Origin of the sequence: Vibrio kasasachensis, from assembly GCF_050337565.1 — a bacterium.
Taxonomy (GTDB): Bacteria; Pseudomonadota; Gammaproteobacteria; order Enterobacterales; family Vibrionaceae; genus Vibrio; species Vibrio kasasachensis.
In genome coordinates, this window is record NZ_JAKJTB010000024.1 from 1 (window position 1) to 21,325 (window position 21,325).

Below are 21,325 nucleotides of genomic sequence, written 5' to 3' on the forward strand. Positions count from 1 at the left end.
TCGACAGTACCAGAAAAAGGTAGCGGAGAGTGGGTTAACGCAAAGCATGTCGAGAAAAGGTAACTGCTTGGATAATGCTGTTGCTGAAAACTTTTTTGCTTTACTCAAAACAGAGATGTATCACAACCAAAGCTTTGAAGATGCAGATGATTTGATAGAGCAAATTAAAGAATACATCGAGTACTACAATACCAAACGTATAAAAGTGAAACTAAAAGGCCTGACTCCGATAGAATATCGAACTCAGGCCTTGAAAGCCGCTTAACAGAAATGTCCAACTTTACGGGGTCACTTCAAAACAGCCGGCTTTTTCTTTTTCTACAGTATTGTTCCATTTTCCTGATTTTTAATGACTACAATTACTAATAATGGAATTTATGCTTTTGCTTTAAGTGATTGTTGCAATTAATTAGAGGCGTAGATTGGTAAACATAAGATCGATAGAAACTGTAGGAAATCACTATGAGCGATGTACAACAAGATACGACTCAAGTAACAGCTCAAACACTGCTATCTAAAGGCTGGAAATGGTTTGCCATGGTGGGTGTACTCATCTCCATTGCGGGTTTAGGCTCATTGAGCTTACCTGTTATTGCAGGTGTAACCATCACGACTATTGTTGGTGGGCTATTTTTGTTTAGTGGGATTGTTCAGGCTTACCATACGTTTAGCATTCGAGCGTGGAAAGACAAATTGTGGTACGTGTTAAGCGCTGTACTTTATATTGTAGGTGGCGTGTTTATTCTGTTTAATCCATTTGCTGGTTTGATCACCATGACAATGTTGATGGTCGTTGTGATGATGTTTAACGGTGCCACCCGCATGATCTTTGGTTTCCGAAGCCGCTCGTTACCTGGTAGCTCGTGGGTAATCTTAAGTGGTTTGGTCTCGTTGCTGATAGGAGGCTACTTCTTTACGTTACTAGAAGATCCATCATTCTCGCTTTCACTACTTGGCACCTTTGTCGGTATCTCTCTATTAATTGAAGGTATTAGCTTTGTCTTCCTTGGATTGCAGATGAAAAATGCCGCCAAATAATAGATAGTTAGGGTAAAAAAATAGGCCTCAAAGGAAAAACCTTTGGGGCCTATTTTTTAATTCAGCTTCAATCGAGACTAATTAACGGCGTTTAGGTTTGCGATTGCCTTGCTGGCTATTATTTTGCTGGCTACCACGGTTACCTTGCTGGGTTCGTGATTTACCTGCACCATTTGAATTGCCGTTTTTCGCTTGATCCGTTTGGTCGTTACTACGTTGCTTAGGCTTGATAAAACCACCTTTGCTAGTGGTAGATGAACCATTTTGACTTTTGCCTTTCTCGCCACGTTTTGCCTGGTTTTGATTACCAAAACCGGGTTGATTAGTCGTGTGTTTAGTGGCAAAACGCTGTGAACCATGACGACCAGATTTACGACGTTGTGCCGGAGTTTGCACACTAAGGTCGTCTTCTGGCACTAAGCAATTTGGTTTGTCACCAATGAGGTATTTCTTACCCATGTCGATTAGCGCATCGCGAATAATTGGCCAATTGTCTGGATCATGGTAACGAAGTAGTGCTTTGTGCAAGCGACGTTGACGTTCCCCTTTTGCGACTGGCACCACTTCGCGCTGTTTGTATTTAACGCGTTTCAGTGGGTTAGTTTCTGAGTAATACATTGAAGTTGCATTACACATCGGTGATGGGTAGAAGTTTTGTACCTGATCACATTCGAAGTTGTTCTTTTTCAGCCAAAGCGCAAGGTTGAGCATATCTTCATCTTTAGCTCCCGGGTGAGCGGAAATAAAGTAAGGAATCAAATATTGCTTTTTACCTGCTTCAGCGCTGTATTTTTCGAACATCTCCTTGAAGCGATCATAACTGCCCATGCCCGGTTTCATCATTAAATCGAGCGGAGCTTTTTCGGTATGCTCTGGAGCAATCTTTAGGTAACCACCAACGTGGTGCGTGACGAGTTCGCGTACATATTCAGGTGACTCAATCGCAAGGTCATAGCGAACACCAGATGCAATCATTACTTTTTTGACACCTTTTACTTGGCGTGCCGCACGGTAAAGATCGATGGTGTGTTTGTGGTCAGTATTTAGTTTGTTACAAATACCAGGGAAGACGCACGATGGGCGACGACAGTTTGCTTCTGCCTTTGGATCGCTACAGCCTAAACGGTACATGTTTGCTGTTGGTCCGCCAAGGTCAGAAATTGTGCCAGTGAAGCCCGGCACCTTATCGCGAATTTCTTCTAGCTCACCCAAAATTGATTCTTGAGAACGGTTCTGAATAATCCGACCTTCGTGCTCAGTGATCGAGCAGAATGAACAACCACCAAAGCAGCCGCGCATGATGTTAACCGAGGTTTTTATCATGTCATAAGCAGGAATTTTCGCTTTGCCATACATAGGATGAGGTACACGAGCAAATGGTAAACCAAATACAAAGTCCATCTCTTCGGTCGTCAGCGGGATAGGCGGCTGGTTTATCCATAGTTCGCGGTCACCATGGCGCTGAATAAGAGCGCGACCAGAGTATGGGTTGGTCTCTAAGTGCATGACTCGGCTAGCATGAGCATACAAAATACGGTCGTTGTTGAGCTTTTCAAACGGAGGTAAACGTATCGCACTGGTTTCTGCATCATGTCGAGATGGGCGAATAGTGATCGGTTGTGCTTCCGATTTTTTCTCAGTGCTGGTTTCGCATTGTTCTTCAACAGCGTAAGGGTTTACTGGTACATACGCCTCTTTTCGCGGCTTTTCAATGCGTGAGGAATCGATAACCGTATAGCCTTGCGGAGCTTCGGCAAGATTAACCGCGGTGCCGCGAATATTGGTTAGTGTTGAAATATCTTCGCCGTCAGAAAGACGATGAGCAAGCTCGATGAGTGCACGCTCGGCGTTACCAAACAACAAAATATCCGCTTTTGCATCAAATAATACTGAGCGACGAACTTTATCTGACCAGTAATCATAATGGGCAAGACGACGCAAACTGGCCTCGATGCCACCGAGTACGACTGGTATGCCTTTATATGCTTCGCGGCAACGTTGTGAATACACTAAAGTTGCGCGGTCAGGGCGTTTACCGCCTTCGTTATTTGGTGTGTAGGCATCATCATGGCGCAATTTTCTATCAGCCGTGTAGCGGTTGATCATTGAATCCATGTTACCTGCGGTGATGCCAAAAAAGAGGTTTGGTTTACCCAGCGCCATAAAGGCATCTTTGGTGTTCCAATCTGGCTGAGCAATAATACCGACGCGAAAACCTTGTGACTCAAGTAAGCGTCCAATAATCGCCATACCAAAGCTTGGGTGATCGACGTACGCATCACCCGTTACGATGATGATGTCACAACTATCCCATCCGAGGGCATCCATTTCCTTACGGCTAGTCGGTAAAAAAGGCGCAGTACCAAAGCATTCTGCCCAGTACTTTTTATGCTCGTGAATTGGAGTGATGTTGTTGTACATATTTTGCTCTTAGATCCAGTGAGCGCGAATTATAGCGGCTTGAATCACATCTATCTATAGCCAAGTGATGTCAAGATGCTCAGTTGTTTTGTTATCATAGTTTATTGGCTTAGGTGTAGGCGATTTGTTGAGCGTAATTGTATGATTTTTATGCAGGTAGTTTCGTCATCTACTTAATTTTATTTGATTTGCTACCCTTCTAACGCTGTAGTTTTCTTGATTGGGTTAAACTGCTGTGAGTATTTAACGGATTGAGTATAACAATGAATGATGCTATCCATCATTTGGCGGACACAGAGCCAAACACGGAAGTAAAGAAGCCGAAATATCTGGTCTATGACTGGGAGATTAACTTGGTTTCGCGAGAATTTTCCTGTGATCACGATGTTCAGCAACTGTTTTTTGCCCAGTCATTTGATTCGTTGCCCGTCGTAGAGTTTTTAAAATTAGTGCCTCGCCAACAGAAAAAAGCAGTTAAGGCCGCTTTTAGAAAAGCCTTAACTTCTAATCAGGAGGTCTATTGTCATTGTTGCCTGTTGATCCCCAATTCTCTATTCACTTATGTTGAACTCTCAATTTCTCGCCATGGAGAGCTGCGACTGAAAGGGACCATTTCACCATGTATGGTTGTTCCAGGAGCAACAGAAGCGGCAGAGTTATTTTATTCGATATTTGAAAACCAACATCAAGGGATAGTTGTGACAGATGCTGAAACCCGCATACTGGCTTGCAACTATAAGTTTGAGTCGATGAGTGGCTATTTAAGGCATGAGATAGTCGGGCTAAAAACACACATCTTTAATTCTTCCCATCACGATGATCGCTATTTTCAGGACTTGTGGAATGCGCTTAACCGCGCAGGTTATTGGAGTGGAGTGCTGTTATCTCGCCGTGCTAATGGTGAAGTGTCTCCTCAGAATATCACGATACAGTCCGTCTCCTTAAGTAATGGGAAAAACTACTACATTGGTTTTTATTCTGATCTGTCGACGCAGCTAGAACGGGTAGAAGATATCACCTGTGGTGGGGTCGATTTGTTAACACAATTGCCAGTAACAGAGCGCTTTCTTGTCGATTTGGAACGGCAATGTGGAAAAATAGACAGTCAAAGCAATCTTCTGGTTGTCGCGATGCAGCCTAATTTTTCTTGTGCCAATGTCATACAGGCTAAGCGACAGTTTGCCCAGTATTTAAAAACACACACCAATGCCCTCTGTTGTGGCTATATGGATAGCGGTCGTTTTCTAGCGGCATTACCGATTGCCGTGGAATGCCAAGATGAGCGTATTCGCGATATCGCTAAAACGTTAGGTGCGTTTTTTCAATACTTTAAACAGGGTGGAGAGGTTCTACATACGCAAGTAAAAACGGGAAAGGTAGGCGTGTCTATTTTTGGTGTTGATGCAGAAACACCAAGCCGTTTGGTTTCCCATGCTTGTCAAACATTGTTAGAACTACAACCGGGAGATCGGCGGAAGATGGCGTTTTATGAGCGCGATATTCACCATCAAATCGAGCGGAAAAAACGTTTAGAGGCGCATTTACTACACACACTGGATAACGATAAAGTTGAAGTATTGTTTCAACCGATTATTAACCTCAAAACACAACAAATTGAGAGATTTGAAGCATTGTGTCATATCCCACCTTTAGAGGGGGAAAAGGTGAAGACGGAAGAGTACATTGCTATTGCTCAAGATCTTAACCAGCATACGCGTTTGGATGAAAGGGTGGGTAGTTTGGCGCTGTGCGAATTTAAATTGCTGGCACAGGAGTTCGGCGAACAAGTTGGATTATCCATCAACCGTGCATTTACTAACGATGATAACGTTTATGAAGAGCTGAAAAAGTTATCGTTAGCGCTCGATAAAGCTGGCATTTCACCTGAAAAATTGACCATAGAATGTACCAATTTACCGTTTCTGTTAGGTAAGGAAAAGAATCGTCAAATCATTCAATTACTCCGAGAGGCTGGAGTGAGCATTGCCGTTGACGGTTTCGGTACGGGTTACGCTTCATTTGGATACTTGAAAGATCCTTTGATAGATGTGCTAAAAATCAATCGCCAGTTTATTGCCAATCTACAACCAAATTGTCGTGAATATCATTTGATCGATACTCTTATTCGATTGAGCCACAAATTAGGGCTTGCAGTGGTTGCGGAAGGCGTTGAGTCTGAGCAAGAGTTGCAAGCCGTGACTCAGTTGAGAGTGCAATATATTCAAGGGAAGTTGGTTGCTCAACCGCAGCGATTAGAGCAAATTCTTGGTCAGGATAATTATTGTCAACTTTCCTCAAGCACCAGTACTGAAATTAGTCATTCGATTATTCAACTCGCAAATCTACAAATAAAGCACCTTGACCCTGGAGACCCACTCTCACTGGCTTATCAGTATTTTGAAGACAGTCTGAGTGATGTTTTGCCAGTGATTGATAACAGGCAATGCGTCGGAGTTGTTGACCGTTCGGGGATCAATCTGCACATGACGCCAAATATGGGTACTGATTTAGAAAGTAGCCGAGAGCAGGGCAACTGGAGCAAATCTGTCAATCGAATGATGAAACCGGTCGGATACACTTTAAGCTATTTAACCGATCTGCAAGAGGTAAGGCAACTCGTGGTCAGTCAGCCTTTCCCTTGGTTGCTGGTCGATGATCATGGTCATTACAAAGGGCTTATCGACGTATATTCGGTATTAAAATATCTAGCGGATAGTTGAGATTGGGAGCTTGAAAACCTACTTTGTAGGCTTAAATTACACAGGATTGAATAGCAATTCATGCTGAACCAAGCATCTCGAGGTTACTTGGTTATAGTAAGTTTGCTATTATCCGCATCCACTTATATTAAAACAGAACAGAAATTCCATGGTTCAGCATTTGTTAGCAGTATTTGCCCCGTTACTACTGGGTGCTCAGATTATTTTAACGCTAGTACTTGTGAAGGGTGAGATATGCCCTGGTCAGCGTGGTCGTATTCATAAGATGCTCCCTACACTCGCGCTTTTGTGGCTTGCTGTGGCATCACTAAAGATGCAAGCATTTATGGTGTCAGCGGCGTTGGTGTACTTCTTTTCTCAAGTTCAGACTAAAAAAACACGTGAACGTGGACCACTATGGGTGCTGTATTTAGCCAATGGTTTGGCACTTGCATACGTAGGTATTATGATTAGTGAGCAGCCGAGTGTTGCTGCTGGTGCATACGTAGTGATGCAAATATTTTTGCTAGGCGCTTGTTTTGCGCAGCTTTTGTTGGTTATTGCACGCTCTCGATTACAAGCGTTCCAGCGTATTTTGCCGATCGTGGGTGTTGTCTCTGTAATGTTGACGAGCCTAACGATACTGTTGAGTGTTTATGGTTTAGCAGAAGCGCAATTACAAATGATCATGATGCCAATTTTTACCACTCTAGCGTTCATGATTGGTGCTGCGATTGTTTGGTGTATACCTCTGTTTGTTACTAAACCTGCCACTAAGGCTCAGCTAACTCTTACCTTATTGATGTTGATTGCGGCGATTATGTTTTCTCTACCAATTTTCAATGTAGTGAGTTAACGGTATTTAGATCGTCTTCACTGTTAATTTACTCAATGAGAGCTAGTCTTGAAGTAAGTCTACTTAGATTGGGAGTGGAGATATGGATCTGAGCAATGTACGAAGCCTAGATAGCGTTATTCTACTGGGCATAGTCAACGAAAAGCTTCGTTTGGAATGTGATAGCTTTGACGAATTGGTTAGTCGCTATGAAATGGATGTTGAGCAAGTTGTCACAAAGCTCGACACGGTAGGTTATCAATACGATCCATTGACGAACCAGTTTAAAGCGAGCCAGCGTTAAACCGTCTTTAAATTAAAAACGCCTTTACCGATTTGTTCAGTAAAGGCGTTTTTTTAAGCTAATTTTATGCCAACCAAATGGCTCTTACATTGCTGTTTTGCTGTGGAGAAAAACGCCTGCAAATATCGTTTTTCCTTATCTGAATTCCGTGTCGCAGCGAATAAGCGCCGCCATAACCCATCGCCTAAAGCGACACTACTAATTAATCCTTGTCGTGAAAACTCACTGATCGCCCAATTTGGTAGGGCGGCGACACCAAGCCCAGCTGAAACCATTTGTACCAACATTAAGGTATTGTCGCACTGCTTCCATTTTGCTGGTTCCACACCAGCAGGTTGAAGAAAGTGTTTTACTACATCGAGACGTTGCTTCTGCACGGGGTATGAGATCATCGTTTGTTCGGCAAGGTCTTCTGGCTTTATCTGCGATTTTTCAGCGAGTGGGTGGTTAACCGCAGTGATTAAACGCATCTCAAAATCAAACAGTGGCTCAAAGTGGATTTCAGAGCGAGGTTGAATATCTGAGGTGATGACTAAATCGAGCTTGCCACTCATGAGTGCAGGCAGCGGTTCAAAACCAAAACCGGAAGAGAAATCTAAAGTAACGCTTGGCCAAGTGGATTGATACTCCTTTAGCGCAGGCATTAGCCATTGAAAACAAGAGTGACATTCAATCGCCATGTGTAGGCGACCATTTACGTCTTCTTTTAAGTTAGCCAACTCATTTTGAGCATTTGCAAAGCGAGGTAAAACATCATCAGCCAAACGCAGTAAGATATCACCCTCTGAAGTGAACCTGACTGGTCGGGTCTTGCGAAGAAACAGTTGCCCACCTAAGCGTGATTCAAGATCTTTAATTTGATGAGAAAGCGCCGACTGAGTTAGATGTAATGCCGTCGCTGTCGCAGTGAGAGAACCAGTGTCCCGCAGTGAAGTCAGCGTTCGTAGATGTTTTAGCTCTATCATTATTTCCCTTCATCCCACATTCCTTTGTATGAATATTATTAACCTAACCAGTATTGGTTTGTTTGTAAACGTCTAGACGGCTCTATTTGCAGCTCATATAACAGCGAATAATCTAGAACATGAAATTTTCTAATAAACAGGTTGAATAATTGGATGTTGTTCATAATTAAAAATAGCGCGATATTTTAGCCATCCGGACATCTTTGTTGTCCACCTAAATGAATCAGCACAAGGATTAGGCGAAATGGCGACGACTACACATATATTGGGTTATCCACGAATCGGTGAAAAACGCGAACTGAAATTTACGTTAGAGAAATACTGGCGTGGTGAAATAGAGCAAAAAGAACTTAAACAAGTTGGCGCCGAGCTGCGTGCTAAAAACTGGCAAACACAGTCAGATGCGGAGTTAAGCTTCGTTTCAGCAGGTGATTTTGCTTGGTACGATCATGTTTTAACCACCACACTTTTACTTGGGCATGTACCTAAGCGCCATCAAAATGGTTTTCCAGATCTAGATACATTGTTCCGTGTAGGGCGTGGTCAATCACAAGCTAACTGCGGTTGTTCTGGTAGTGCAGCGTCAGATATGACGAAATGGTTTAACACTAATTACCATTACATTGTGCCGGAGTTCAGTAAAGATGACTCATTCGAAGTAAGCTGGCCACAACTGTTTGAAGAAGTGAATGAAGCGGTTAAAGCTGGACACAATGTTAAACCAGTATTGCTGGGGCCTTTAAGCTACCTTTACCTAGGTAAAGAAGTTGATGAAGGTTTTGATCGTCTCACACTGTTACCGCGTCTTCTTACTGCATATCAAGCAATTTTGGCGAAGTTAGCCAAGCAAGGCGTCGAGTGGGTACAAATCGATGAGCCTATCCTAGGGCTTGAACTTGATAAGAATTGGTTGGATTCGTTCAAATTGGCTTATCAAGTGATCCGCAGTGACGTAAAAGTGCTATTAACCACTTATTTTGATTCAGTTGAAGAGACGCTAGACCGCATTGTTGAACTTAATGTTGATGGGCTACACGTTGACCTTTCAGCGGCACCAGAGCAACTTGATAGTATTGTTGCGAAACTGCCTCAAGGTTGGGTTTTGTCGGCTGGTGTCGTCAATGGTCGAAACGTATGGCGCGCGGATCTTTCTAAACAGCTCGCGTTGCTACAACCAGTGAAAGAAAAACTAGGTGATAACCTATGGGTTGGTAGTTCTTGCTCACTGCTTCATAGCCCAGTCGATTTGGAACTAGAGCCAGTATTAACCGAAGAAGTGAGAAGCTGGTTTGCATTCGCTAAACAAAAAGTGGCGGAAGTATCACTTCTAGGCAAAGCGCTAGACGGTGACCAAAGTGCAATTTCAGCGTGTGACGCTTACAGCGCACCAATTCAAGCACGTAAGAGTGCAACTCACGTAAACAAACCACAAGTGCAACAACGTCTAAGTGGCATTACTAAGGCTTTGGTTGAGCGAAGTGCGCCATATAAAGAGCGCGCAGCTCACCAAGCCGAAGTATTAGGCTTACCTTTGTTCCCAACGACGACCATCGGTTCATTTCCTCAAACTAGCGAGATTCGACTACAACGTGGTGCTTTCCGTACTGGTAAGTTAACGGAAGCAGAATACGAAACCGCACTGAAAGGACACATTGAAGATGCTGTTAAGCGTCAAGAAGCACTAGACCTTGATGTATTAGTGCATGGTGAAGCTGAGCGTAACGACATGGTGGAATATTTTGCTGAAAACTTAGCGGGTTTCCAAACCACCAAATTTGGTTGGGTCCAGAGTTACGGTTCACGCTGTGTGAAACCAGCGATTGTTGTTGCCGATATCGAACGTGAAAAACCAATGACAGTTGGGTGGTCAACTTATGCCCAATCACTAACCACTAAGCAAATGAAAGGTATGCTGACAGGCCCTGTGACGATTCTATGTTGGACATTCCCACGTGAAGATATCACACGCAAAGAGATTGCGAACCAGCTAGCACTCGCACTACGAGATGAAGTGGCTGATCTACAAGAAGCGGGCATCAACATCATTCAAATTGATGAGCCAGCTATTCGTGAAGGATTGCCGCTGAAAAAGCGTGACCATAAAGCATACCTAGAGTGGGCTGTGGATGCATTCAAGATATCAGCGGCAAGCGCTAAGCCAGAAACGCAAATTCATACACACATGTGTTACTCAGAGTTCAATGAAATCATCGAATCTGTTGCCGCATTGGATGCTGATGTGATTACTATTGAAACGTCACGCTCTAATATGGAATTGCTCAAAGCATTTGAAGAGTTCAATTACCCTAATGAAATTGGACCGGGTGTTTATGATATTCACTCGCCAAATATTCCAACAGAGGAGTGGATTGAAGGTCTAGTCAATACAGCGGCAACCAAGATCCCTGCAGAGCGACTATGGGTTAACCCAGATTGTGGTTTGAAAACACGTAACTGGGAAGAAACCGAAGCGTCATTAGCGAATATGGTTTCGGCAGCGAAGAAATTGCGTAAAGAGTTTGCTGATGCATAATATGGATTGAAAACCTAACCAGTTAATATCCAAATAAAAACTCCCCACGGTTTAGTGGGGAGTTTTTGCATTATGGTGGCTTGACGGTGAACTGATTAACTGAGAATGATGAGTATCGTTCCGCCGAGCGTCATCAAAATATTCGCGATAGCATAAGTACCGGCATAACCAAGCGCAGGAATGGTTGATTTTGCGTACTCATTTACGATGTCCATTGCCGGACCACAAGTACGCGCGCCGATGATAGCGCCAAACAGCAATGCGCGGTTCATTTTCAGCACATATGCACCTACTAGGTAAGCGATTACCACAGGCACCACGCTGACTAAGAATGCTAAGCCAATCACTTGTGGACCAACTTGGGCGAGATGTGCAAACATCTTGCCACCAGCACTCAAACCAATACCTACCATAAAGAACATTAAACCTAAGTCTTTAACCATGTTCAATGCGCCTTGCGGTACATAACCAAAAGTGGGGTGATTTGCGCGCAAAAAGCCCAGCATAATACCCGATAGCAACAGACCAACCGCGTTGCCTAAGCCAAACGAGACTTGACCAAATGTCATGGTGATTAACCCAAACATAATGCCGAGAATGAAGAAACTACAAAATGCCAATAAGTCGGCCATTTGGCTATGAATTGAGATGAAACCAATTTTCTCGGCCAAACCGTGTACTCGGCTCTTCTCACCACTTACTTGCAGTATGTCACCTTTTGCCAGCACGATATCGAGATCCATTGGCATTTCTATTTGAGCACGTACCACACGGTTTAAGAAACAACCGTACTCAGAAAGGTTGAGATCCGAAAGGCGCTTGCCGGCGATAGAATCACTCTTCACCACAATTTCTTCTTCGACGATACGTAAATCAAGTAAGTTGCGGTCAAATACTTCTTTGCCATTACGGAAGCTAGGGTCAAGACGAGCATGACTATCGGGGAAACCAACCAACGCGATTTCATCGCCTTCTTGCAAAATCGCATCACCATCTGGGTGGGCTAAGATGCCGCCGCGACGAATACGTTCAATATAACAACCGGTTTGGCGGTAGATACCGAGTTCACGCAAGTTTTTACCATCGGTCCAAGCAACCAATTCAGGACCTACCCGATAAGCTCTAATAATTGGCAGATAAACTTTACGTTGCCCCGAGCTACCAAGTCCACGTTCCTGAGCGATTTTTTGCGCAGAGTCAGACAAGTTTTCTTTTTGCAGATTGGGTAGCAGTTTGGCGAACATGATCATGCTGATTAATCCAATCAAGTATGCCATGGCATAACCAACCGATAAGTTTTCGAGTACCAACCCAAAGTTCATGTTGTGTGGTACGGTCGCTAACCCTGAATTGAGAGCATCTTGAGCGCCAACTAGCACCGGGGTTGAGGTTAGGGCACCGGCCATCATACCTGCAGCTAAACCAAAATCGAGCCCCATCATCTGGCTACCAAAATGAGTGATGAACAAAGCCGTTGCGAGAACGATCAAGCTCAAAATAAAATAGTGCTTACCATCGCGGAAGAAAATACCGAAAAAGTTCGGACCAGCCTCAATACCAACACAATAGATGAAGAGCATGAAGCCGATAGTTAACGCGTCTGGGTTGAAGGTGAATCCAATGTGACCCATTACCAAGGCGGTAATCAGTACACCTATCGAGTTACCCAGTTGTAAGTTACCAAAACGAATTTTACCAATGGCAAGACCGATGGCTAATACCACAAAGATGAGGAGGATAGGGTTTTGTTTAAGCAATAGTATGACGTCAATATTCACAGGGCAGTTCTTGTATCAATACCAGTCAAATACTCAGTATTCAGAGTAAGAGGTTAAGTTAGGCAAATTGTAACTGAATAATGGCAAAAGAAGCAGAAAATATTAATATTTTTATCAACAAAAATAGTAGGCTAATGAGAAGGTGGTCACTAAATGAGAGGCATAAAAAAACCGCTGTAAGCAGCGGTTTTCTCGTAAGAAGAAGCGAGTAGTTTAGTCAAACAGACCAAGATTCTCTTTTGCGTATGCTTCGAACTCGTCACAGCCACCGATATGATCTTGATCGATGAAGATCTGTGGAACGGTTTCAACAGGTTTACCAACCGTTTTCTCTAGATCAGCTTTAGAGATGCCTTCTGCTTGGATATCAACATAGCGGTAGTTGAAATCGTCACGTTTTGCTTTGAGTGTTTCTGCGTGCTCTTTAGCACGAACACAAAATGGGCATGCTGGGCGACCGAAAATAACTACGAACATAGAATCTTTCTCCTTAAATTTTATAGCTGCCACTATGCCGCAAAGCTTGGCGAAAATAAAGTGGCAATTAGCTCTCGATTCAATAGGGAAAAGCTATCGCTAGAAAAGTAAGCAAAACAATCGGTCAAATTCTCGAAAGTACAAATTGTATGCAAATAATTGCTTGAGGCGTGCTTGGTCAAATTGTTTTCCTTGTCACAAGGCAATGATTACTGCCTCAGTTTTCGTACGACTAAGGAAAAGCTCCTGCTAATTAAGCTGGACATATTCACCTGTCGATTAGGTGTTTTCATCGAAGCTAAAACATCAACTCTTCTCTCGGTAAACAGATGCGCCAGCGATAAGTAAATCCAGTTTTTGATCCCACCACAGGGTTAAATCGCCGGCCATCGCATTCATTACATAACTGACATGGGGTGAGTTTTCTATATCACTCATTTGCTCCCACGTATGATAACGATGCTCAAGGGATGACATTCCAGCTCCTTTCGCTTTAGCAAGTTCTTGCCATGAAGACGCGCAATCGGTGGTCATATCAATAATGCTATTAATGATGAGCGCAGAAGATTCCGTCGAAAAGCCAAAACTGTCGAGTTGACGACAAGCAATAGCGAAAGCGTTGATGCTAGCTTCTGGCGCTTGGTTCATTGAACGACAAACATTTGCCAGCCCCGGATATTGGGCAAACAAATTCCAAAGTTGAGTTGCGACAAAGCGTAAGCACTCCTGCCAATCGTCTCCCTGATAACGGAGGTCCAATTCGTTCAGGGCTCTAGAAACCGCCAGCAACAACACATCATCTTTGTTTTTAACGTATCGATAAAGGGTCGTCCGGTCGATGTTTAGTGCTTCTGCTAACCCTTTGATTGTGACCTTATTGATACCGGTTGCTAACGCTATATCTGCAATTTCCTCATAACTAAGTTTCGCAGGACGTCCAAGTTTTGCTTCTGAGTAGTGGGGCATTCCTATCCTTATTTTTTATCAATTTTAACTTATTCGGTTGGGTAGGGAACGATTACTGTCCAATTGAATTTGGTTGATTGAGGTTACTTGTCTGTCAATCCAAGTTCAAGATATTCAATAGCATCCATTCAAATGAACTCCTATCAGCATATTGATAATGAGATTGATTTTCAAAAACACTTTCGCTACAGTGTGTTGCAAAATTACTTTTAAGACAGTTTTTTCAGTCGTTCAAACCCTCTTTTATGCAGTAGATTAGTTGTTAGGTAGGGATATTATGCGTTTTACCCATTCAAAATTAGCGTTGGCAGTTAGTTTAATTCTCGCCACAGGAAACAGTTTTGCCCAAGATAGTGAATCTCAGGTAGAGACTATGGTCATTACGGCTCAGAAAGTAACCCAAGATGAGCAGGATATTGCCATTTCAACCACGACGTTTTCCGGCGATGAGCTTAAGAAAAGTGGTACTGAAGATGTCGAAGAGTTGATTAGCCGAACTCCAAATGTCTTTATGGTTAATGCTGGTAACCCTTCGGGTGCGAGCTTTATATCAATTCGTGGTGTATCGCCATTTATGGGCGGTCAAACCGTTCAAGTATTAGTTGATGGCGTGGCTTACTACACCTTTGACAACCAGCTCCTTGATGTAGAGCGAGTCGAGGTTCTGAGAGGTCCGCAAGGCACGCTTTATGGTCGCAATGCCTCTTCAGGCGTTATCAATGTGGTTACCAATCCAGCAGATTTTGTCACTGAGGGCGAAATTGGCATAACTATAGGCGACTACAATCGCAGAGGTGGGAAGATTATTTCTGGCGGCGCGATTGGCGATAGTGATACTTGGGCTTATCGAACGGCTGTTGAGTTTACCGACAGTGATGGTTACTACACACATGCTAAAACTCGACAAGATGATGTGGATGAGGTTGATAACTTAAATGGTCGAATCAAGCTACGTCGTGCTCCCTCTGATAGTCAATGGGATATTACTGCCACACTAGCAGCGACAAGAATTCGCAACGGTAATACGTCTATTGCGTCATTCGACAATCTTAAAGAAGACCCTCACAAAGTGTACTCGGAAACAATCGGTCACTCTGAGGTGGATTTGTATTCTGGTGCGATCAACGCAGCTTATGAAGGCTCTAGCGTCGATTTCGTTTCGTTAACTTCTTATACCTATGAGAAAAAAGATGAATATAACGATCTTGATTTCAATGATTCGAGTCTTATAGGGATCAGTCACTCACTCGCTCTTGATACTGAGCAGAAAAAGTTGGCACAAGAATTTCGCTTGGTTTCAAAACAAGATCGAAATTTCCGTTGGTTAGCTGGCGTTTATTTGCAAGCAGAATCGATCACTAATGGTGTCGAAAACAATATGAGTGGTTCAGTATTTGTTATCGATGCTGATAGTGATATTCATAACTATGCGGCCTTTGCCAATATTGCGTACGATTTAACCGACAATCTAGAGTTTATCGCTGGTTTGCGCTTCGACTATGAAGATATCGAGTACGATTACCACAGTACCTTTATGGGATTCGATAATGAAAAGTATTTAAAAGACAAATCACACTCTGAAATCTTACCTAAACTAGGCCTTAACTATCATGTGTCTGATGATGCAATGCTTTACGCTTCGGCGTCGCGTGGATATAAGAGTGGCGGTTACTACCTCACAGCCCCAGCAGAGCAATACGCAGAGTTCGACCCAGAATATACCATGAACTATGAAATTGGTATGAAGAGTGAATGGCTCGACCAGCACTTAGTATTTAACACCGCACTATTCTGGGTGGACTGGAGAGACCAGCAGGTTGAAGTGGGACAATACCCAAATACCTACGTGGAAAATGTGGCAGATACTGTCAGCCGTGGCGTAGAGGCTGAAATTTCATGGTACGCATTACCTGGTATGAGATTATTTGCAAATGGTGCCTTTACTGATAGTGAGTTTAAAGACTATCAGCACGGCAACTTGGATTTTTCCGGCAATACACCAAGCAACGCACCAAGATATAACTACAGTGTCGGTGTCAATTATACCTTCCTAGAAAACTACTTTGTGTATCTGGACTATAACGTAACCGGAGACACCTATTTTGATGTAGAGAACAAGGTCGAGCAAGACGCATATGGTGTGCTTAACCTGCGTGCTGGCTACTCCAATGACATATTTGATTTGACGTTATGGGCGAAAAACTTGGCTGATGAAGAGTACATCACCCGTGCGTTTAATATGCCAGCTTTCCAGTCTTGGTACGGACGTTCGGGCGATCCTATGACTGTAGGTATCACCGCGAATATCAATTGGTAATTTCTTATTAGTGTCTCAGTGATATATGGCCACCAGCGATGCAGGTGGCCATTTTGGATACTTTAGTTTAGATAGGTATTGGAAATGGAAAGTAAACCTAAGCAAAACGACTCGCCGATTTATTGGTTATTTCAACTGGTAAGTGGACAAAAAAAACGACTGATAGCCTCTATGATTTTAGCTGTTTTATATTCCTCGCTGTCCGTTGTGCCATATATCGCGGTTTATATGCTCGTCGATGGTTTTATTTCCAATACAATTAATCTGCAAACGGATGTTTGGTACTACATTGGCTTGGCTGGCGCAGCGCTTATTGCCAAGTTGGTCCTACAACTGTTCTCAGGACTACTGTCCCACAAAGCGGCTTTCCAATTGTTATTTGATGTTCGACGTCAGTTGGTGTCTAGCGTAGGGAAATTAACGTTAGGCGAAAGCAATAAACTGGCTTCTGCTAGTTTAAAAAAAATAATCGCAGATGATGTCGAGCGGCTTGAAACATTTATCGCACATCATATGCCAGATATGGCAGCAAGTATTATTACGCCTATTATAACCACCCTTGTTTTACTGTTTATCGATTGGCGCTTGGCGCTTTGTGTATTAATCCCTTTACCGATCGCTATCGTACTGCAACTTAAAATGTTTTCTGGCTTTAATCAGCGTGTGGAGGAGTACCATCGAGTTTTAGCTCAGCTACATATTACCGTGGTTGATTTTGTTAAATCCATCGCAGTGGTCAAAGCGTTTAATATGACCGTCAGCTCTCACTCGAAATATCGAAAGGCTGTGGATGACCACCATAACTTAGTTAAACAGTGGCTGTTGGAAACACAAACACCCGCGTCGCTATTTAAAGTGTCTCTCGATACTGGGCTGGTGTGTTTACTTCCTGTGGGGGCGTTGTTGGTTGCAAATCAATCACTTGATATCGCCACCTTATTTATCTTTTTGCTGCTGGGTGCTGGCTTGATGGAACCACTGTTTAACCTGATTCAATTTGGCGGCATGTTCAGTGAAATGCTTAAAGCAGTAGAGTCGATAAATAGTTTTATTGCTAAAGAGGCGCAGTCAGAGGGCGAAGCGTGGCAAGAAGTGACATCGACGGACGTCGAATTTGATCGTGTTGATTACGCAATTGATCACCAACATGCGATTTTAAAGCAGCTCACATTTAAGGCAGAGACCGGGCAAATTACAGCGATTGTTGGTCCGTCTGGAGCCGGTAAAACCACCGCTGCGCAAATGATTCCGCGTTTTTTCGACTATCAATCTGGCGCTATTCGTATCGGTGGCATTGAGCTGAACAAGTTCCCGCTGAGTCAACTGATGTCTCAAGTGAGCTTTGTGTTTCAGGACGTTTTTATCTTTGAGCAAACCGTCGCCGATAATATTCTCATGGGTAATAGCAAGCTCACGCAGCAAGAGATCGAACAGGCAGCGAAAGCTGCTTGCGCCCATGAATTTATCATGCAACTTGCCGATGGATACCAAACCCTAATTAAGCAGGGGAGTTTGAGCGGTGGGCAGGCACAGAGATTAGCGATTGCAAGAGCTATAGCCAAAGATGCGCCGATTCTGATTTTGGATGAAGCCACGGCTTACGCGGATGCGCGCAATGAAGTGAGGATCCAACAAGCATTGTCCAAGTTGATGCTCGGAAAAACAGTACTGGTGATAGCCCATAGGTTAAATACGCTGACTGAAGTGAATAAGATTGTCGTGATGGATCAAGGCAGCAAAGTGGCAGAAGGCACGCATCAACAATTGCTGACATATTGCAGCGTATATAGAAACATGTGGCAGGCGCACTTACACAGCAAAAATTGGCACTTATCAGCCGATTCTGAACCGCTTGCAGAGCAAGCGCATTTAAGATCTCAAGTGACAGCCGAGGTGTAAGTTATGTTACCGATTCAAACTTTGAAACGTCTTACTGGTGGTCGAGTAAAAGGCTTGGCCAGCATTACATTTTTGACGGTTGTCGACGCATTTTTAGCTTCTGCACCATTTGGCTTTGTTTACTATATTTTGCTCGACATGCTTTCGTCGACTCCTAGTCTTAACTACCAACTGTTCTTATGTTTGGTATGTGTTGCGATGATTGTTTTTAGAGCGATGTTAGCGCGAGCTATTCATGTCAATATCAATTTAATAGGTTTTAATGCCGGGCGCACTGTTCGTGAAAGGCTTGGTGAACATTTACGTCAAATGCCAATGGGCTTTTTCCAAAAGTCCGACTTTGGTGGCGTCAATAACACGCTGCTTAAAGACGTTGATAGAGTCGAGCATATCTTCACCCATTTATATGCGCCGATCATCGCCACAGCCTCTGTACTGGTCTTCTTTGCTGTAGGTTTAACGCTCAAAGATTGGCGCATGGGGGCTGCGATGCTCTCTACCTTACCCCTTGCTCTGCTCGCCTATGTTTTAACATCAGCATACGCACGCAAGTGGCAGAGCTATATGCAGCGACTGATGTACAATCTCAATGACACCTTACTAGAGTATATGGATGGTATAAAGGAGCTAAAAGCCCATTCTATAACGGGCAAAATGTTTAAACGTTTGGACGGGATCTTGGAAGAGACTCGGCAGAAATCTATGCCAGCGGAGCGTGCCGCTGCGTGGCCGGTCTATAGTTTTAATCTATTGGTAGAGTGCGGTTTTTTAGTGGTGTTAGTCACGTTGACCTTCTTCTGGCTTGAGCAGTCAATAACACTTGCCGAAGTGTTGCTGTTTTTGATCGCAGCAATGCGCTTTTTCCGCCCGTTGCTTAATATGTCGATGTTTATGGCGGAGTTGAACTATATGAAGCTCGCCGTCAACCGGATAGAGGATCTAATGTCACGACCAGTAATGGAGAGCGGCGGAGAGCGGCCTCAATTAACGGATTTGACCATCTCTTTTGACAAGGTGTGCTTTAATTACGAGCCTAGCGCCGTGCTATTCCAGTCACTCGATCTTACGATTCCTCAAGGCAAGGTAACGGCTTTGGTTGGGTCATCGGGCTCGGGCAAATCCACCATCGCTTCGCTGGTGGCTCGATTTTGGAATATTGAGAGCGGGAACATTTGGCTGGGGCAGGGGGCGAATAAGATTAATTTGGCCAGTTTAGAGGTTGAGCACTGGCTAAAGTATGTCAGCGTGGTGTTTCAAAGCAGCTATCTGTTTAGTGATACCATAGCGAATAATCTGCGCGTCGCGGCGCCCAATGCCAGCGATGACGAGCTGTGGCAAGCGCTAGACAAAGCCAAGCTTAAAACCCGAGTTGAAGCGATGGAAGATAGTTTGCAAACCCTAGTTGGGGCGCAAGGAGTCCACCTTTCTGGCGGTGAAAAGCAACGTCTTACTATAGCGCGCGCACTGCTTAAAAACGCACCAGTGGTGATACTCGATGAAGCGACTGCTTCTCTTGACCCTGAGAACGAACGAGACATTCAACTCGCAATGCAAACATTGATTGAAGGTAAGACTGTGCTGGTCATTGCACATAAGCTTTCTACCGTTCAATTTGCCGATAATGTTGTTGTCTTGGAGCAGGGCAAGATTGTTGAACAAGGCAATCATCAGCAATTGTTGCGCCTAGAAGGCATCTACTATGAGCTGTGGCAACTTCAACAGCAGGCACAAAGCTGGCGGCTTACTAATTCTCATCAATCGGTTAACGACGCTGAAGGAGTGTGATAAATGGAGATTGCAACTAAGCGTAGTTTGGCGAGCAGTAAAGTGGCACCTAAATTGATGTTCACCTTGGCTTGTCTCTATTTTGTGCAGGGTATACCGATTGGGCTTACCTTCTATGGCATTCCAGCCCTCTTACGCACAACGGGAGTGGCACTAGAGCAAATCGCGATGGTTCAAATTGTTGGTCTGTTCTGGGCGTTAAAATGCTTTTGGAGTTCGGTGGTTGAAAATCATTGGAGCGCAAAGTTAGGCAAGCGCCGAAGCTGGATCCTACCAATGCAACTGGTTATCGTCGTCACGATTATGTTACTTTCGTCGGTTGAAGTGAGCGCCACCAATCTCCCCATTATTGCCGCGATACTTGCGTGCATGTCATTTGCTGGTGCGACCCAAGATATTGCTACTGACGCATTCGCGGCAGAAAATAGCCACACTGAATCTTTGGGCGTAACCAATACCATTCAAATGAGTGGGGTGTTGATTGGACTTATGGTTGCAGGGCCACTTTCTACTGGGCTGTTTGAGCACTTAGGCTATCAAGTTACCTGCTGGATATTGGCTGCGTTGGTTTTGGTGGCCATGTTGCCAATAACACTTTGGCGTGAATCTGCGTCAAAAGGGCACGTGTCTCACTCGGCATCGCTAAAGAAATTCTTTGCTACCCCAAATTCGACGCCAGTCTTAGTTATGTGTTCATTGGCGACCATAAACGGTGTGATTATCTTAGCGATTATCAAATTTGTATTGATTGATAGAGGTTGGAGTTTGAGTGACGTTGGCTTAGTCACGGGCATTGGTCATTTAATGTCAATGTTACTCGGATGTCTTTTAGGTGGGATAGTCATCAGTTATTTGACGTTTAAGCGGGCGTTAAGTATTGGTTTGTCTGGTGTGATTAGTGGCGGTTTGATCTGGTTTAGCATTACCCAATCTTCTGAGCTACCCGTTCACTTAGTGTGGATCGCGACCTTTGTTGTTGGCGTCAGTATGGGGTTAGTCGCAGTGGCGGTTTATACCTATAGTATGAGGTTTTCCAAATCAAGTAATCAGCCGGGGATCAATATCTCGGTATTTCAAAGTACACAAACTTTTGGTGAGATTGTGTTTTCATCTATTGCCACCTCAATCGCTGGCGTATTAGGTTATGGTTCTGCGTTTATCGCTGGCGCTATGATTGGTTTCGCCTGCTTGATCGCCCTTTATCTCTGTTACTGCTATAGAGGTTTTGCAGTGAATACTAAGCAGCCTCTTAGCGCAGAGCCGTTGTAAGTTTGTGCGTTGCTTGGTTTCACACCTATCTCTACGCTC

General features: G+C 43.9%; 15 protein-coding genes. 10 read left to right on the forward strand and 5 right to left on the reverse strand.

Annotation, left to right across the window (positions count from 1 at the left end):
* Both L4C38_RS18265 and L4C38_RS18270 read left to right on the forward strand, forming a co-directional pair.
* Positions 1–265, forward strand: a 265-nt coding sequence (locus L4C38_RS18265; RefSeq protein WP_428796791.1) for an IS3 family transposase, incomplete at its 5' end; no start/stop codon positions are given.
* A gap of 197 nt (positions 266–462) precedes the next feature.
* Positions 463–1,038 carry an HdeD family acid-resistance protein gene (locus tag L4C38_RS18270; RefSeq protein WP_428798985.1) on the forward strand — a complete coding sequence of 192 codons (576 nt, stop codon included), beginning with the start codon at positions 463–465 and terminating at the stop codon, positions 1,036–1,038.
* Between the two features lie 81 nt (positions 1,039–1,119).
* Here the strand turns inward: L4C38_RS18270 and L4C38_RS18275 are convergent, their stop codons facing one another.
* On the reverse strand, positions 1,120–3,459 hold the full coding sequence (locus L4C38_RS18275; protein ID WP_428798986.1) for a YgiQ family radical SAM protein: 2,340 nt from the start codon (positions 3,457–3,459) through the stop codon (positions 1,120–1,122).
* 263 nt (positions 3,460–3,722) lie between these two features.
* Here L4C38_RS18275 and L4C38_RS18280 point away from each other — a divergent pair, with 263 nt between their 5' ends.
* The 3 genes from L4C38_RS18280 (at position 3,723) to L4C38_RS18290 (ending at position 7,297) form a co-directional block, all read left to right on the forward strand.
* A complete protein-coding gene (locus L4C38_RS18280; RefSeq protein WP_428798987.1) occupies positions 3,723–6,179 on the forward strand; it encodes a sensor domain-containing phosphodiesterase in 2,457 nt (818 codons plus the stop codon).
* Between the two features lie 148 nt (positions 6,180–6,327).
* On the forward strand, positions 6,328–7,014 hold the full coding sequence (locus L4C38_RS18285; protein WP_428798988.1) for a hypothetical protein: 687 nt from the start codon (positions 6,328–6,330) through the stop codon (positions 7,012–7,014).
* An 82-nt stretch (positions 7,015–7,096) separates the two neighbouring features.
* On the forward strand, positions 7,097–7,297 hold the full coding sequence (locus L4C38_RS18290) for a DUF4250 domain-containing protein (protein ID WP_428798989.1): 201 nt from the start codon (positions 7,097–7,099) through the stop codon (positions 7,295–7,297).
* 53 nt (positions 7,298–7,350) lie between these two features.
* On the opposite strand, the gene metR is transcribed toward L4C38_RS18290, so the two are convergent.
* On the reverse strand, positions 7,351–8,262 hold the full coding sequence (metR, locus tag L4C38_RS18295; RefSeq protein WP_428798990.1) for an HTH-type transcriptional regulator MetR: 912 nt from the start codon (positions 8,260–8,262) through the stop codon (positions 7,351–7,353).
* A 244-nt stretch (positions 8,263–8,506) separates the two neighbouring features.
* Between metR and metE the strand changes: the two genes are divergently transcribed.
* A complete protein-coding gene (gene metE, locus L4C38_RS18300; RefSeq protein WP_428798991.1) occupies positions 8,507–10,795 on the forward strand; it encodes a 5-methyltetrahydropteroyltriglutamate--homocysteine S-methyltransferase in 2,289 nt (762 codons plus the stop codon).
* Positions 10,796–10,890: 95 nt separating this feature from the next.
* Here the strand turns inward: metE and L4C38_RS18305 are convergent, their stop codons facing one another.
* The 3 genes from L4C38_RS18305 to L4C38_RS18315 all read right to left on the reverse strand — a co-directional run bounded on the left by L4C38_RS18305 (position 10,891) and on the right by L4C38_RS18315 (position 14,016).
* On the reverse strand, positions 10,891–12,573 hold the full coding sequence (locus L4C38_RS18305; RefSeq protein ID WP_428798992.1) for an aspartate:alanine antiporter: 1,683 nt from the start codon (positions 12,571–12,573) through the stop codon (positions 10,891–10,893).
* Positions 12,574–12,786: 213 nt separating this feature from the next.
* A complete protein-coding gene (locus L4C38_RS18310; protein WP_428798993.1) occupies positions 12,787–13,050 on the reverse strand; it encodes a GrxA family glutaredoxin in 264 nt (87 codons plus the stop codon).
* A gap of 306 nt (positions 13,051–13,356) precedes the next feature.
* A complete protein-coding gene (locus L4C38_RS18315) occupies positions 13,357–14,016 on the reverse strand; it encodes a TetR/AcrR family transcriptional regulator (protein WP_428798994.1) in 660 nt (219 codons plus the stop codon).
* Between the two features lie 277 nt (positions 14,017–14,293).
* On the opposite strand from L4C38_RS18315, the gene L4C38_RS18320 reads away from it, so the two are divergent.
* From L4C38_RS18320 to L4C38_RS18335, 4 genes are all read left to right on the forward strand, one after another.
* On the forward strand, positions 14,294–16,333 hold the full coding sequence (locus L4C38_RS18320) for a TonB-dependent receptor (RefSeq protein WP_428798995.1): 2,040 nt from the start codon (positions 14,294–14,296) through the stop codon (positions 16,331–16,333).
* A gap of 84 nt (positions 16,334–16,417) precedes the next feature.
* The gene (locus L4C38_RS18325; protein WP_428798996.1) at positions 16,418–18,232 is read left to right on the forward strand and encodes an ABC transporter ATP-binding protein; all 1,815 of its coding nucleotides are present in this window, start codon (positions 16,418–16,420) and stop codon (positions 18,230–18,232) included.
* 3 nt (positions 18,233–18,235) lie between these two features.
* Positions 18,236–20,017, forward strand: a complete 1,782-nt coding sequence (locus L4C38_RS18330; protein ID WP_428798997.1) for an ABC transporter ATP-binding protein — start codon at positions 18,236–18,238, stop codon at positions 20,015–20,017.
* A gap of 3 nt (positions 20,018–20,020) precedes the next feature.
* Positions 20,021–21,286, forward strand: coding sequence for an MFS transporter (locus tag L4C38_RS18335; protein ID WP_428798998.1), 1,266 nt, complete (start codon positions 20,021–20,023; stop codon positions 21,284–21,286).
* Positions 21,287–21,325: the final 39 nt, after the last annotated feature.